Annotated in this window: 9 protein-coding genes; 6 read left to right on the top strand and 3 right to left on the bottom strand. The window is 40.0% G+C overall.

The features are described from left to right. Positions 1-2 precede the first annotated feature (2 nt). The gene (locus tag V7097_RS00265; protein ID WP_335701583.1) at positions 3-728 is read right to left on the bottom strand and encodes a Crp/Fnr family transcriptional regulator; all 726 of its coding nucleotides are present in this window, start codon (positions 726-728) and stop codon (positions 3-5) included. Positions 729-1,370: 642 nt separating this feature from the next. Between V7097_RS00265 and V7097_RS00270 the strand changes: the two genes are divergently transcribed. Continuing rightward, positions 1,371-4,211, top strand: a complete 2,841-nt coding sequence (locus V7097_RS00270; RefSeq protein WP_335701584.1) for a 2-oxoglutarate dehydrogenase E1 component — start codon at positions 1,371-1,373, stop codon at positions 4,209-4,211. Continuing rightward, positions 4,208-5,461 carry a 2-oxoglutarate dehydrogenase complex dihydrolipoyllysine-residue succinyltransferase gene (gene odhB, locus V7097_RS00275; RefSeq protein WP_335701585.1) on the top strand — a complete coding sequence of 418 codons (1,254 nt, stop codon included), beginning with the start codon at positions 4,208-4,210 and terminating at the stop codon, positions 5,459-5,461. Before V7097_RS00270 ends, odhB begins: the two co-directional genes overlap by 4 nt. A 228-nt stretch (positions 5,462-5,689) precedes the next feature. Here odhB and gdhA read toward each other — a convergent pair whose 3' ends face one another. Continuing rightward, positions 5,690-7,069: an NADP-specific glutamate dehydrogenase gene (gdhA, locus tag V7097_RS00280; RefSeq protein WP_438824178.1), complete on the bottom strand. Its 1,380-nt coding sequence runs from the start codon at positions 7,067-7,069 to the stop codon at positions 5,690-5,692. Between the two features lie 170 nt (positions 7,070-7,239). Here gdhA and V7097_RS00285 point away from each other — a divergent pair, with 170 nt between their 5' ends. From V7097_RS00285 to V7097_RS00300, 4 genes are all read left to right on the top strand, one after another. Continuing rightward, positions 7,240-8,145: a LysR family transcriptional regulator gene (locus V7097_RS00285; protein ID WP_335701587.1), complete on the top strand. Its 906-nt coding sequence runs from the start codon at positions 7,240-7,242 to the stop codon at positions 8,143-8,145. 237 nt (positions 8,146-8,382) lie between these two features. Beyond that, a complete protein-coding gene (locus V7097_RS00290) occupies positions 8,383-9,138 on the top strand; it encodes a DeoR/GlpR family DNA-binding transcription regulator (protein WP_335701588.1) in 756 nt (251 codons plus the stop codon). Next, the gene (gene pfkB, locus V7097_RS00295) at positions 9,135-10,049 is read left to right on the top strand and encodes a 1-phosphofructokinase (RefSeq protein WP_335701589.1); all 915 of its coding nucleotides are present in this window, start codon (positions 9,135-9,137) and stop codon (positions 10,047-10,049) included. The genes V7097_RS00290 and pfkB overlap by 4 nt, the downstream gene beginning before the upstream one ends. 196 nt (positions 10,050-10,245) lie before the next feature. Then, positions 10,246-12,108 carry a PTS fructose transporter subunit IIABC gene (locus V7097_RS00300; protein WP_335701590.1) on the top strand — a complete coding sequence of 621 codons (1,863 nt, stop codon included), beginning with the start codon at positions 10,246-10,248 and terminating at the stop codon, positions 12,106-12,108. A gap of 17 nt (positions 12,109-12,125) precedes the next feature. Here the strand turns inward: V7097_RS00300 and V7097_RS00305 are convergent, their stop codons facing one another. Further along, positions 12,126-14,243 (bottom strand): hypothetical protein, encoded by a 2,118-nt coding sequence (locus tag V7097_RS00305; RefSeq protein WP_335701591.1) that lies wholly within the window; start codon positions 14,241-14,243, stop codon positions 12,126-12,128. Between the last annotated feature and the right edge of the window lie 286 nt (positions 14,244-14,529).

Consider the following 14,529-nt stretch of genomic DNA (forward strand, 5'->3'; position numbering starts at 1 on the left):
TTTCACAATGTTTTTGCCTTCTTTTTTACGCCTTCAAGATCGAGGATGTGAATATCCCGTTGACCGTTTACCTCAATAAGTTTTTCTGAAATGAATTTGACAAATTTTCGGCTAATGGTTTCAGGTGTTGTGCCGATCAAAGACGCCAAAACCTTTTTTGTTATAGGAAGCTTAAATCGACCATCCTTGGAGCGTACTCGGTTATTGAACAAGAGGAGTACACTTGCTAAACGTTGTTCGACCTCCATTAAGCTCAGTAAACTCATCCACTCGTCGGCTTGATAAATTCTCTCGTTTAATGCCCGCATGAAGCGAAGCGCCATTTTATGATTGCGCTCTAATATATTCAAAAAGTCCTGTTTCTGAATGGTATAGATAACGGTATCGTTAATTGCCACCGCATTTGCATAATGATTTTCTGATTGGAGCATGGCGGATTGACCAAAAAAGTCATCAGGGAATAGGAGGCGAACAATTTGTTCCTTTCCATCCTCAGCCACTTTTGTGATTTTAATAATGCCCTCACCGATAATATACAGAGTGTCGGAAGGATCACCTTCTCTAAAAATCACATCTCCTTTAGGGTAATCTCGAATTTGAATGACCTTTTGTAAAAGATCCATTTCCTTTTCATTTAAACCTTGAAAAATAGGTACCAGACGAATGTTGCTTGGATCATGTGGACTGCTAATCATACAGAACACTTTTTCTCCTTTCAAAATGCCCATAAAATGCGGACTCTTGTTGTACTTTAGTTTACCTACCTTTTTAAAAAGCATAAGCGCCATATGGATAAGGAACGTCGACTAAAGGCTGCCACAGGTTATTTGACCTCGAGGTGCTAGGCGCTTATGCCAGATTGGCCGAAGTCTAAACTGACTTTTCTAACGGTTCCTTTACTTCAAGTGGAATGTTGTACTACAATAGAGACTTCAGTTTATGTTATTTTAAAATCATAATATTTTCTTTAGATCAAATACGCCTTTGCGTATTTGTGCCTGATTTTTTTCGAGTTTGCTCGAAAAGTTTCCTCTAAAAAATCGTGGCATCCGCCGGAGGTTTTAACTTTATTTAGCAGAAGTCCCACTTCTGCTGAATAAAGTTAAAATTCCTTCGAAAACTTGATTTATATCAAGGAAACTTTCTGCTTTCAACTATAAGATAAGAATAACATATTTAATCAGAATTATGACTATATAATGACTCTTATTTTGCCTAAGTTTTCGGGTTTATTTTTAGTAATTTCCAATGTAAGCATTTTACTAGAAATTAACTGGAAATGGGGTATAGTATGGGTAGAAGTCATAGTTCTATGGAACACAATTTGTCTATGTGAATATTACAAAGTGTAATATGGAGGCTAATTTAAAATGAATAATCAACTAAGGAACAATGTGTGGGAGTCATTCTATGGCCCGAACATGGGTTATGTCTTTGACATGTATGAAAAATACAAGAATGATCCAAGTTCAGTAGACCCATCTGTGAAAGCGCTTTTCGAGGAACTTGGACCACCACCAGCAGATGAGCAAGCAGCAACAGCAGAACTAGTACGTGGGGGTATCTCACCGAAGACAATCAAGACTATTACATCTGGAGGAAAATTAATTAAAAGCATTCGTGCATATGGGCATTTAGCAGCTGATATTTATCCGCTTCGCACTAGACCGAAGCCAGATACAAGCTTTTTAGAGCCTGGTTACTATAACCTCACGAAAGAAGATTTAATGGACATTCCAGCGACATATATTTGGGAGGAAGCTCCTCCAACTGTTCAAACTGGATGGGATGCCTATGAGCATTTAAAAGCGGTTTATACGCAGACCATTGCTTATGAATTTGGACATGTTGATGCTGAAGATGAAAGACAATGGCTAAGTCAGCAGGTTGAAATCAATGGAATAGGCTTAAAGCTTACCGCTGATGAAAAGAAACAGCTTGCAGAGCGACTTATGAATGTCGATGGCTTTGAGAAGTTCTTACACAAAACATTCGTTGGTCAAAAGCGTTTCTCAATCGAAGGATTAGATATGCTCGTACCAATGCTTGAACGCTTAATTCAAGAAGGCAGTAGTGATGGCACCGACAATATCATGATCGGTATGGCTCACCGCGGCCGATTAAATGTGTTGGCGCATGTTCTTCAAAAGCCTTATGAATTGATTTTCTCTGAGTTCCACCATTCACCGAATAAAGATTTAATTCCATCCGAAGGCTCAAGAGGAATTAACTACGGTTGGTCTGGAGACGTGAAGTATCACTTAGGGGCTGACCGAAGTTTCAAAGGACCTAAAGAACATACAACTCATATCAATCTAGCAAACAACCCAAGCCACTTGGAGTTCGTAAATCCAGTTGTGTTAGGGATTACTCGTGCAGCTCAGGACAACACAAGAAAAGCTGGCTACCCTGTACAGGATAAGCAAAGCGCTATCAGTGTTCTTATCCATGGTGATGCGGCATTCCCTGGTGAAGGTGTTGTAACTGAAACATTGAACCTAAGCAGATTAAAAGGCTATGAAACTGGCGGTTCCGTTCATATCATTGCCAATAATATGGTTGGTTTTACAACAAATAATACAGATTCTCGCTCAACTCGTTTTGCGAGTGACCCCGCGAAGGGATACGAAATTCCAATCATACGAGTCAATGCAGACGATCCAGAAGCTTGTCTTTCAGCGATTCACTTTGCGTACGAGTACCGCAAGCGTTTTGAAAAAGATATCTTAATTGACTTAGTTGGTTACAGACGTTTTGGTCACAACGAAATGGATGACCCAAGCGTAACACAGCCATTATTGTACAAGAAGATTACAAATCACCCTGTTATTGCAGATAAATACGGTCAAGAGTTGGTTGCTGAGAACGTAATGACAGCTGAGGAGCTTACTGGTAAACGTGAAGAATTTATGCAAAGTCTTCAATCGATTTATGATGATTTTGTGGAGAATGAAGAGCGTGTGAAGCCGAAGAAGCCGAAAGCTTTATCTGCTATTCCAGAATTTGATACAACAGTACCTGTTGAACTTTTACGCAGCATGAATAAAGGAATGTTACAATGGCCACAATCCTTAACTGTTTATCCAAAGCTTGAGCGTATTTTAAAACGCCGTGAAACTGCACTGGATGAAGACAATAAAGTAGACTGGGCATTGGCTGAAACACTAGCATTCGGATCGGTTCTTGCAGAAGGAAAAACAGTTCGCTTAACTGGTCAGGATAGTGAAAGAGGAACATTTGCTCATCGTCATGTCGCATTAAATGACTATGAAACTAATGAAAAATATGTCCCATTACACAATATCCCAGAAGCTAAAGCTTCATTCTCGATCTATAACAGCCCATTATCTGAAACTGCTGTTCTTGGATTTGAATACGGTTATAGTGTCCAAGACGAGAATGCGCTTGTCCTTTGGGAAGCACAGTTTGGTGACTTTGTGAACGTTGCACAGCCAATTATTGACCAGTTCATTTCTTCCGGTCATGCGAAATGGGGACAAAAATCAGGTCTTGTAATGCTATTACCACATGGATATGAAGGACAAGGGCCAGAGCACTCAAGTGGTAGGGTGGAACGTTTCTTAAATGCAGCTGGGGAATATAACTGGATCGTTGCGAACGTAACAAGCGCTTCACAATACTTCCATTTATTAAGAAGACAATCATTGCTTACTTCAACTGATGAAGCAAGACCACTGATCGTAATGACTCCAAAGAGTCTCCTTCGTCACCCACAAACAGCTTCATCACTAGCTGATTTAACAAATGGAAGCTTCAAGCCTCTGCTTGAGCAGCCTGGAATGGGAACTGAGAAAGAGAAAGTAACTCGCTTAATACTTTGTTCTGGTAAAGTTGCAATCGATCTAGCAACAGAAGCAGCTAATTTACCTGTTGAACATGCACAAAGCCTGCATATTGCAAGAGTGGAACAAATGTATCCATTCCCTAAGAAAGAGCTAGAAGACTTAGTTAGCCAGTATCCAAACCTAAAAGAGGTTGTTTGGGTTCAAGAAGAGCCTAAGAATATGGGGGCATGGCCAGCACTACATGCGGTATTAATGGACATTTTATCTGAGGAAATTACATTAGATTATGTAGGTAGACCGAAGCGTTCAAGTCCAGCTACAGGAGACCCAGATATTCATAAACAAGAACAAGCTTGGATTATGCAAGATGCATTGCTAACAGACAAAGGAGGGAATCAGCAATGATCGAAGTGAAAGTACCGGAATTAGCTGAGTCCATTACAGAGGGAACAATTGTTGAATGGTTAAAAAAAGAAGGCGAGTTGGTTAACAAAGGTGAATCAATCGCTGAACTTGAAACGGATAAAGTAAACGTTGAAATTAACAGTGAACACACAGGGGTTATTAAGGAATTCTTATTCCAGCCTGGTGATAATGTTGAAGTAGGTCAAGTGATCGCAAAGCTTGATGAAAATGGTTCAGAATCAAGCGCTGCTTCTCCAGCTCCAGAAGCAACACTGGCTGAAGAGCCTCAAGCTGCAGCACCAGAAGCAAAAGAAGAGTCAGTTGTAGCTGAATCAGCTGGGGAAAAAGGCAAGCAAGCAATTGCTTCACCTGCTGCTAGAAAAAGAGCAAGAGAGCTTGGTATTGACTTAAACGAAGTTCCGTACAAAGATCCACTTGGACGTGTTCGTGTTGAAGGAATAGAAGCTTATAAGCAAGCACAAGCGGCACCAACACCAGCACCTGCAGAAAAACAACCTGCAGCAGCACCAGTGGTAAATGACGATCCACGTGTTGAACGTATTAAAATGTCTAGACGTCGTCAAACAATCGCAAAACGTCTTGTTGAAGCACAGCATACAGCTGCAATGCTGACAACATTTAACGAAGTCGACATGACTGCTGTTATGGATGTAAGAGCTCGGCGCAAAGATGCTTTCTTTAAAAAGCATGGTGTAAAACTTGGTTTCATGTCATTCTTTACGAAAGCTGTTATCGGTGCATTAAAGGCATATCCATTTGTAAATGCTGAAATTCAAGGAAACGAAATTCTACTTAAAAAATTCTATGACATCGGTATTGCCGTTTCTGCAGAAGAAGGATTAGTGGTACCGGTTGTACGTAATGCTGACACATTAAGCTTTGCAGGTATTGAAGCTGAAATTGGACGCCTAGCTGAAAAAGCGAGAAACAACCAATTAGGTTTAAATGACCTTCAAGGTGGTACGTTCACAATCACAAATGGTGGTACATTCGGTTCTCTTAATTCAACACCAATAATTAACGCACCTCAGGTTGGTATTCTAGGAATGCACAAAATCCAAAGACGTCCTGTTGTTGTAGATAATAATGACACAGTTGAAGTACGTCCAATGATGTATGTAGCACTATCCTATGACCATAGAATTATCGACGGTAAAGATGCTGTAGGATTCCTTGTGAAAGTAAAAGAACTATTAGAAGATCCAGAAGATTTATTATTAGAGGGTTAATAACTAAAAAGTACATGTTCCAGTTTGAGGGGCATGTGCTTTTTAGCTTTTTGAGATATGAAAAAACGCTGCTTTCCATTAAGGAAAACAGCGTTTTGTTTGATGTCTAGCTCCAGGTACCATCGGCTCGAGGTCACAAGCCAATCACTTCTGAAGGCAAAATGGGCCTTCTGTTAGGGCTCGTCATGTGCTTGTCGCCGATAGACAGGCGCCTTGCGCTTTTCTTAATTAGATTACACCGTGAGCAATCATTGCATCTGCGACTTTTATGAAGCCAGCGATGTTAGCACCATACACTAGGTTACCAGGATGGCCGTATTCTTCAGCAGCATCCATACTGTTGCGGTAAATGGAAGCCATGATATCTTGTAGTTTGCTGTCGACTTCTTCAAATGACCAAGAAAGTCTCATGCTGTTTTGTGACATTTCAAGGGCAGAAACAGCAACTCCACCAGCATTAACGGCTTTACCAGGTCCAAAGAGGACATCACTTTCTACGAATATGTCAATCGCTTCAATTGTGGATGGCATGTTTGCACCTTCACCAATTGCTTTAACTCCATTTGATATTAATGTTTGTGCAGATTCAATATCAATTTCATTTTGAGTTGCACATGGTAATGCGATATCACAAGGAATCGACCAGATTCCTGAGCAGTCTTCAACATATTCTGCCTCTGGATGTTCTAACACATATTCTTTAATACGTTTGCGTTCTACTTCTTTAATGCGTCTAACTGTTTCTAGGTTTAGACCATTCTCATCATAGATATAACCGTTTGAATCACTACATGCAACAACTTTTGCTCCCAGCTGTTGAGCTTTTTCAATTGCATAAATAGAAACATTACCAGAACCAGAAACGATAACTGTGCTTCCCTCGAAAGAAAGACCTTGTTCTTTAAGCATTTCCTCTACGAAGTAAACAGTACCGTAGCCTGTTGCTTCTGTACGGACTAAGCTCCCGCCATAACCAAGACCTTTTCCTGTAAATACAGCAGCTTCAAAGCTACCACGTAGTCTTTTGTATTGACCAAACATATAGCCAACTTCTCTTGCACCTACACCGATGTCCCCAGCTGGAACATCGATATCGGGACCGATATGTCTAGTTAGTTCTGTCATAAAACTTTGCGTAAAGCGCATGATTTCATTGTCAGATTTTCCTTTTGGATCAAAGTCAGATCCACCTTTACCTCCACCAATTGGTAGACCAGTTAAAGAGTTTTTTAGGATTTGTTCAAAGCCGAGGAATTTAATGATGCTTGCATTAACGGAAGGATGGAAACGCAATCCGCCTTTATACGGGCCAAGCGCACTGTTAAATTGAACACGATAGCCACGATTCACATGAATTTGGCCTTGGTCATCTACCCAAGGTACACGGAATGTAATCATTCTTTCCGGTTCAACGATTCTTTCTAAAATAGCATGCTTCATATATTTTGGATTTTTAGCAAATACAGGTACAAGCGAAAGGAAAATTTCCTTCACCGCCTGATGAAACTCTGGCTCATGAGGATTTCTCTTCTTAACCTCCTCATATACTTTGTTCATATAATCGGTTGCTTGTTTTAACTCTGGTACAGGAATAGACTGTTCGATCATAGCCATCGTGTACATTCACCCTTTCTTTGCTATAAATTTTTTAAACCAACGGACACATTTTTATCTGTAAATTCTTGATATTAACTATTTTATAATGAATAATTAATCTAAACAATATTAATAAAAGATATAAACGATGCCGAAATTAGATGAATCGAGGAGGAAGCCCAGTGGAACTCAGACAACTGACCTATTTTATTGAAGTTGCAAAGCGAGAACATGTGACGGAAGCGGCAAATTCAATGCATATTGCGCAATCGGCGGTGAGCCGGCAGTTATTCAATTTAGAAGCTGAATTAGGTGTGGATTTATTTATACGGGATGGACGAAATGTGAAATTAACGCCAATCGGAAGAGTTTTTTTAGATCATGTCGAGCAAGCATTAAATGTATTGGATAATGCAAAACGTGAGATTGAAGAGTATTTGGACCCAGAACGCGGGACGATTCGGATTGGATTTCCAAGTAGCCTAGCTGCTCATACACTTCCAACAGTTGTATCGGCATTTCGAGACCGCCATCCAGAAGTGAAGTTTTCCTTGTCGCAAGGTAATTACTATTCGTTAGTCGAGCGGGTGAAAACGGGTGAAATTGATATGGCATTGCTAGGACCAGTGCCAAACCAGGAAAAGAAAATCGTAGGTACTACCTTGTTTACTGATAAAATGGCGGCACTCTTGCATCGCTCACATCCACTAGCAGTAAATAAGTCTTTGAGTCTTAGTCAGTTAAAAGAAGAGCAGTTCGTATTATTTCCAAATGGATTTGTCTTACGAGACATCATAGTTAAAGCATGTAATCAGCTTGGGTTTCAGCCAACAGTTTCCTTTGAAGGAGAGGATATCGACGCGATTAAGGGACTCGTTTCAGCAGGACTCGGAATAACAATTATTCCCGAAGTAACATTAATTGAGAATATACCACATTCTACCGTGAAAATCCCAGTTGTTCATCCGGAGGTAACTCGTTCAGTAGGTGTTATTATTCCCAAAGAGAGAAAATTGCTTCCAACAGAACAAATCTTCTATGAATTTTTAAAAGACTATTTCTCATTTTTAGACAAATTTCAATATTGAGCATCGTTGTATTTCCTCGGAAATAGGAGGAAATTGTCGATTGATGGGGAGCCTAGCAAAAGGGCTTCCCATTTTAATTTGTATCAAATTATAGACATTAATAATTAAAACAAAGAAATGTGAAGAAAAAGGGAAAATCTTCTTTTGGATGAATTTGAATGGAAATGAATGTTTTTGGTTGATTTGTGAAAAAGGTTTCAATATAATGAGGATACAATCCATTAAGGAAGTGACATGATGTTAACTCCAGAAAGACATCAGCTTATTTTGTTGTTACTAAAGGAACATGGTGTTGTGAAACTTCAGGAGCTGATTGATAGAACGAATTCATCGGAATCAACGATACGTCGTGATCTAGTGCAGCTTGAAAATGAAAATAAATTAAAAAGGGTCCATGGTGGAGCAGCTCTTGTACAAGGCAATCGTACTGAGCTAAGTTATATAGAAAAAAAAGCAAAGAATATAAAAGAAAAAATGGCGATCGCTAAATTTGCATCCCAGTTCATTAAAGAGGGAGACTCTTTATATCTAGATGCGGGGACGACTACACAGGAACTCATTCCATTTCTTGACTACGATGGACTTACGGTAGTGACGAATGGCGTAAATTTAATTGAGCCACTGCTTGAAAAAGGAATAGCAACCTATCTTATTGGTGGTATTATCAAACCACAAACGAAAGCGATGATCGGAAGTAGAGCTTTATCGAGCTTAAACCTTTACCGGTTTGATCTATGCTTTTTAGGGGTGAATGGGATTGATTTGAAGTACGGCTTTACAACCCCTGATCCTGAAGAGGCATTAATTAAACAAACGGCAATGGGCTTAGCGAAGGAAAGGTTTATTTTAGCTGATCACACAAAATTCAATGAGGTTTCATTTTCAAAAATTTCATCATTAAAGGATGCCGTTTTAATAACAGATGATGGCCTAGCAAAAAATGAACTGACATCTTATCGGGATCATATCAACATAAAGGTCGTGACAACATGATTTACACAGTTACATTAAATCCCTCTATCGATTATTTTATTGAGCTGGATGATTTTAAGGTAGGGGAACTAAATCGCATAAAAAATGATCAGAAGAGTCCTGGTGGAAAAGGAATTAATGTTTCCACTGTTTTACAAAATGTCGGATTAAGTAGCGTTGCCTTAGGATTTGTTGGCGGTTTCACAGGTAAGTTTCTGGGTGATACCTTAACTGAAAAGAACATCAAGACAGATTTTGTTACTGTTGAAGGCGACACTAGAATCAATGTGAAACTTCATTCAAATTTGGAGACTGAGATAAATGGGGCAGGACCAAAAATCACATCCGCCGATCTTGAGCAACTTTTAGAGAAGTTTAATCAGCTACAAAAAGGGGATGTGTTGGTGCTCGCGGGAAGTATCCCGTCATCGTTACCCTCCACTTTGTATCAACAAGTTGCCGAAAAAGTAAAAGATAAAGAAGTGAAGATTGTTGTTGACGCCACAAAAGACTTATTGGTCGAGGTGCTTCCTTATAAACCGTTTTTAATCAAACCGAATCATCATGAGCTTGGCGAAATATTTGGCGTTGAGATAAAAAATGCAGAAGAAGCCATTCCTTATGGGAAAAAGCTTATCGAAATGGGAGCAGAGCATGTCATCGTTTCAATGGCGGACAAGGGAAGTTTGCTGTTTGTGGGAGATGAGGTCTATTTTGCAAGTATACCTGAAGGAAAGCTTGTTAACTCGGTTGGTGCAGGTGACTCGGTAGTGGCCGGTTTTATTGCTTCATTTTCAAAAACACAGAATGCAATAGAAGCATTTCGATTTGGGGCAACTGCTGGCAGTGCCACTGCGTATTCAGAAGGATTAGCAACGGAAGAAAAGATAAAAGAATTGATTTCAAAAGTAAACGTGAACTCTATTCAGTAGGGATTTCAAACCCCTACTGAATAGAGTCCAAGCTGCCACAGATTTTCAAAGGATACTTTTCGCGGCATAGGATCAAAGACTAAGAACGCCACTTCCTGTGGCAACGTCTTTGTGACCCACCTCGTGTGGGCCTAAAAAATCTGGGCAAAAGTACGCCAAGGCGTATTTGATAATATTGTAGAGAGGAACATGTAGCATGAGAATTACGGATCTATTAAAGAAAGATACGATCATAATTGAACTCTCTTCTACGTCAAAGGAAGAGGTTATCGATGAATTAGTCTCAAAGCTTGATGAAGCAGGACGCCTTCAAGATAAAGAACAATTTAAACAAGCAATTTTAACCAGGGAAAGCCAGAGCACAACTGGAATCGGTGAAGGAATTGCGATTCCACATGCGAAGACAGCAGCAGTGAAGACACCAGCAATTGCATTTGGACGCTCAACGAACGGAATAGATTATGAATCATTAGATGGGCAGCCAAGCCATTTATTTTTTATGATTGCTGCAAGTGAAGGAGCGAATAATGAGCATCTAGAAACATTATCAAGCTTGTCTTCGTTATTAATGGATGTTGGTTTTCGTGAAAAACTAATGAAGGTCCAATCTCCTGATGAACTCATAGATGTCATTAATGAAAAAGAAAATGAGTCAAATGCAGAAGAGGCGCCAGTTGAGAAAAAAGAAGGGCAGAAAAAGGTTCTTGCGGTAACAGCTTGTCCTACCGGAATTGCCCATACGTATATGGCAGCAGACGCTCTAAAAGCGAAAGCAAAAGAGATGAACATTGATTTAAAGGTTGAAACAAACGGTTCAACAGGTGTGAAGAATGCACTTACTCAGGAAGATATCGATGAAGCAGCTACTATCATTGTTGCTGCAGATAAACAAGTGGAAATGGCTCGTTTTAATGGTAAAAAAGTAATCCAGGTGCCGGTTGCTCAAGGGATCCGCATACCTGAAGAGTTATTAACAAGAGCGGTAAACCAAGATGCACCAATTTACCAAGCTGAACAAACAACGAAGCAAAAAGCAGAAGGTGGAGAGAGAAGCGGATTTTATAAGCACTTAATGAATGGTGTTTCTAATATGCTTCCATTCGTTGTTGGTGGCGGATTGTTAATTGCGATTTCGTTTATATTTGGAATTAATGCTTCTGACCCCAATGATCCATCTTATAACCCGATTGCTGGCGCATTGATGACAATCGGAGGTGCGAATGCTTTTCAATTAATGATTCCTGTATTAGCAGGGTTTATCGCAATGAGTATTGCAGACCGTCCAGGTTTAGCGCCAGGTATGATTGGCGGACTGATGGCGACAACCGGTGGAGCTGGATTTTTAGGCGGACTTATTGCTGGTTTCCTAGCAGGTTATGCTGTGCTTTTAGTCAAGAAAGTTTTTTCAGGTTTACCATCATCATTTGAAGGACTTAAGCCTGTGTTAATTTACCCGTTCTTTGGGATTTTGATAACAGGTGCAGTCATGTATGTTTTAGTCGGACCATTAAAATTTGTCATGGATGGATTGACTTCATGGCTTGAAGGATTAGGGACAGGAAACTTAATCGTACTTGGTTTAATTTTAGGTGGAATGATGTCGATTGATATGGGTGGTCCAATCAATAAGGCTGCATTTACCTTTGGAATAGCGATGATTGACGCTGGGAATTATGCACCTCATGCAGCAATTATGGCAGGTGGTATGACACCGCCACTTGGGCTAGCATTAGCGACAACTCTCTTTAAAAATAAATTTTCAAAACAAGAACGTGAGGCCGGGAAAACAGCTTATTTCATGGGAGCATCGTTCATTACTGAAGGTGCGATACCATTTGCAGCAGCTGACCCAGCACGTGTTATCCCTTCTGCAGTGATTGGTTCTGCAGTTACGGGGGCACTTACAATGTTGTTTGGAATTGGGTTACCTGCCCCACACGGTGGAATCTTTGTGATCCCCTTTGTATCAGGTAGCTGGATGTTATATATCCTTGCGATTATCATTGGAACCATTGTAACCGCATTGTTAGTTGGATTCTTGAAAAAGCCAATTAAATAAGAATGTGTACCCCGTGCTTAGGTGAGCACGGGGTTATTTTTTTCTGAGAAAGGAATAGGGTCGTAGGTGATTATGTTGTTGTTTTGCAGCAGCAATTCATTTTTGACAGCAGCCGGGTTTAGGATGAGGTGTCCGAGGTTATTGTCAGTTTCAATGATGGGGCCATTGTTTGTTGAAAGATATCTGATTTTTTCTTTCCATGTAAAATTGGACGGACAAGGCTCCTTTCTTTTTTGCTTTACGATATCGTAGGTCTCATTACAATACCTGTTTATCTCTTTGTTTCTTCGCTTCGCTGCATTGATCGTCACAATCGCTTTCATCACTCCTCCTTGAATTCCGGAAAAACTCATATTGTTCAATGGGCTGCTAGTAAATTGGTGGATACAGAGATTTTCGCCATCGTGAAATTCAATATTGGTTGTAACTGCAGAAGCATAATGCACATCTCCAGACAAAATGAAGCAATGACTTGGGTTCCAATCCTTAATCTGGTGTAGCAGTTGACTAAAGCCTTTCCCGTCGTATTTCCAGGATTCAAAATCAAATGCTGTTGTGACAGGAACTCCAATTGTTTTTAGTGGATATATATATTGATTGAGAAAGGATTCGATTAAGCCAATTCCATAGACTGGCGCTGGGGAAATAACGAGGAGTGGTCCTCCACTTTTCCAGTCACTTGCGTATAAACAATCTGTAACAGTCTGCCAGCCTTGCTCGCCAATGAGCTGTGGGGGACGGTCCTTTTCTGCAATGTTTCGGCCAAGGGAAACAGCAAGGGGTGTATGGTCATATTTTCGCTGTGTCCTTGTATCTAGGAAAATTGCTTTTGGATTAGTTGGTGCGACAAAATTCCATTGGTTAAAATTCCAAAGCAAATCCTCCCACACATGATGTGAAGGTGAGGTTGTATCGTAAGTATTACAATATTTCCATATCTTACGTAAAAATATTTGATTAAATTGGTTAGGGTCATTACCCCAGCCTTGAAACAGCAAGTAAGCAGTAAGTCCGTTGGCAATGACATGTCGTCCAAGATCTGATTGGTAAACACTGTTTTTCCAATCGTGGCTAATATTCCAATCATCTGTAATATCATGGTCATCAAAGATCATATAGGTTGAAATGTTTGCAAGTAATCTTCTAACCTTTGAAAGAGTTTGATAAGTTTCGTTCAAGTCTGCCACTTGCTCGTTATATTCTTTCCCGTATATTTTTTCTTCTTTTTTCCGCTTTCCCATCTGTTCCTCTTTGAAAATGAAATAGAGTTGTTCCTCTTTGATGGTTTCTTCAAATGAAGGGAAATTACCTTTGTCGGTAAATGCATTCCAAAGCTCTGGTGACAATGAAAGTAAATATAAAGCAGCATATTCACCAAACGTCATCGCATGGTTTTTAGCGTGCGAAGAGGTGAACTTGCAAAATCGCTCCATGATGAATTGCCTTCCGCGAATCTGGTAGAATGATTTCTCAAACGGTTTTTCATTAAGTCGTGGTTCAATTTTTTCAAGATTTTCTTGTTTGCCAATTAGTTTGTTGCTGACATTGGCCATAATTGGGAAAACTGGATCTGGTACATCGTCTGTATATATTTGGTCACCCATTAGGAACAAAGTACTGGGTCGTTTCTCAAGGTCAAAATAGTCCCTTTCAATCGCTTCGTCTCCTTGACTAAGAGCATCCTCACCTTTACCGTGAAGCTTTCGACATGACCCATACAGGAGATTGGTTTGTTTTTCGTAGGGGTTCGGGATAAAAAAGCTCGGAAATGGAAGATCCCCATAAGTGATGGAATTCGGTTGAGCTTTCCCTAGGAGTCCGAAATCTTGTAGGTCAAGAATCTCAGAATTATTTTCAAACAGGAGATTATAGCCAAGAAGTGTATTTACAGGAAAATGTGTGTCATGTGGTGTTAGTTTAATCAGGCTAATATAGAGTTGTTTTCCAGCTTGAAATGTGGTTGTTTCAGAATCACTATTTACTTCTTGGTACATAAAATTTGTTCCATCTATATTTTCAATTTGATACAACTTTGCACCAAGTTTGTATTGTTTTTTCAATGCAATCCAAATATAGATGTGAGAAGGCTCAACACGACGCAGGATTGGCCCCGATAAAATCGTTGGTATATCCACTTTGATCACCATCCCATTTTGTATTTCTATATAACTATTCAGGGACCAAGGGGACGGTTCTTGTGGTTCCGGGAACTTCGGAAATGGGGGCGGGGAACGATCTTGTACTGTGAGAGTGGTTTGGGTGTACCAAGGGGCAGTGAACGTGGCTAACATTATTCCATACCCTCACTTGGGCAAATAAGTAGGGGAGTGAGGGTACGCATAAGTGTTAATCATATCTTCATTCGGGCTAAGGCAAGCAGGTGAGGGTGAGAAAAAGTGTTAATCATACCCTCACTCGGGC

Source organism: Bacillus sp. JJ1562, from assembly GCF_036962705.1.
In the GTDB taxonomy this organism is placed as follows: domain Bacteria; phylum Bacillota; class Bacilli; order Bacillales; family Bacillaceae_L; genus Ferdinandcohnia.

Bases quoted from the DNA above. Each gene is read 5' to 3' on its own strand.
- odhB (WP_335701585.1), top strand. From the start codon at position 4,208: ATGATCGAAGTGAAAGTACCGGAATTAGCTGAGTCCATTACAGAGGGA.
- V7097_RS00300 (WP_335701590.1), top strand. From the start codon at position 10,246: ATGAGAATTACGGATCTATTAAAGAAAGATACGATCATAATTGAACTC.
- V7097_RS00270 (WP_335701584.1), top strand. From the start codon at position 1,371: ATGAATAATCAACTAAGGAACAATGTGTGGGAGTCATTCTATGGCCCG.
- V7097_RS00265 (WP_335701583.1), bottom strand. From the start codon at position 728: ATGGGCATTTTGAAAGGAGAAAAAGTGTTCTGTATGATTAGCAGTCCA.
- pfkB (WP_335701589.1), top strand. From the start codon at position 9,135: ATGATTTACACAGTTACATTAAATCCCTCTATCGATTATTTTATTGAG.
- gdhA (WP_438824178.1), bottom strand. From the start codon at position 7,069: ATGATCGAACAGTCTATTCCTGTACCAGAGTTAAAACAAGCAACCGAT.
- V7097_RS00290 (WP_335701588.1), top strand. From the start codon at position 8,383: ATGTTAACTCCAGAAAGACATCAGCTTATTTTGTTGTTACTAAAGGAA.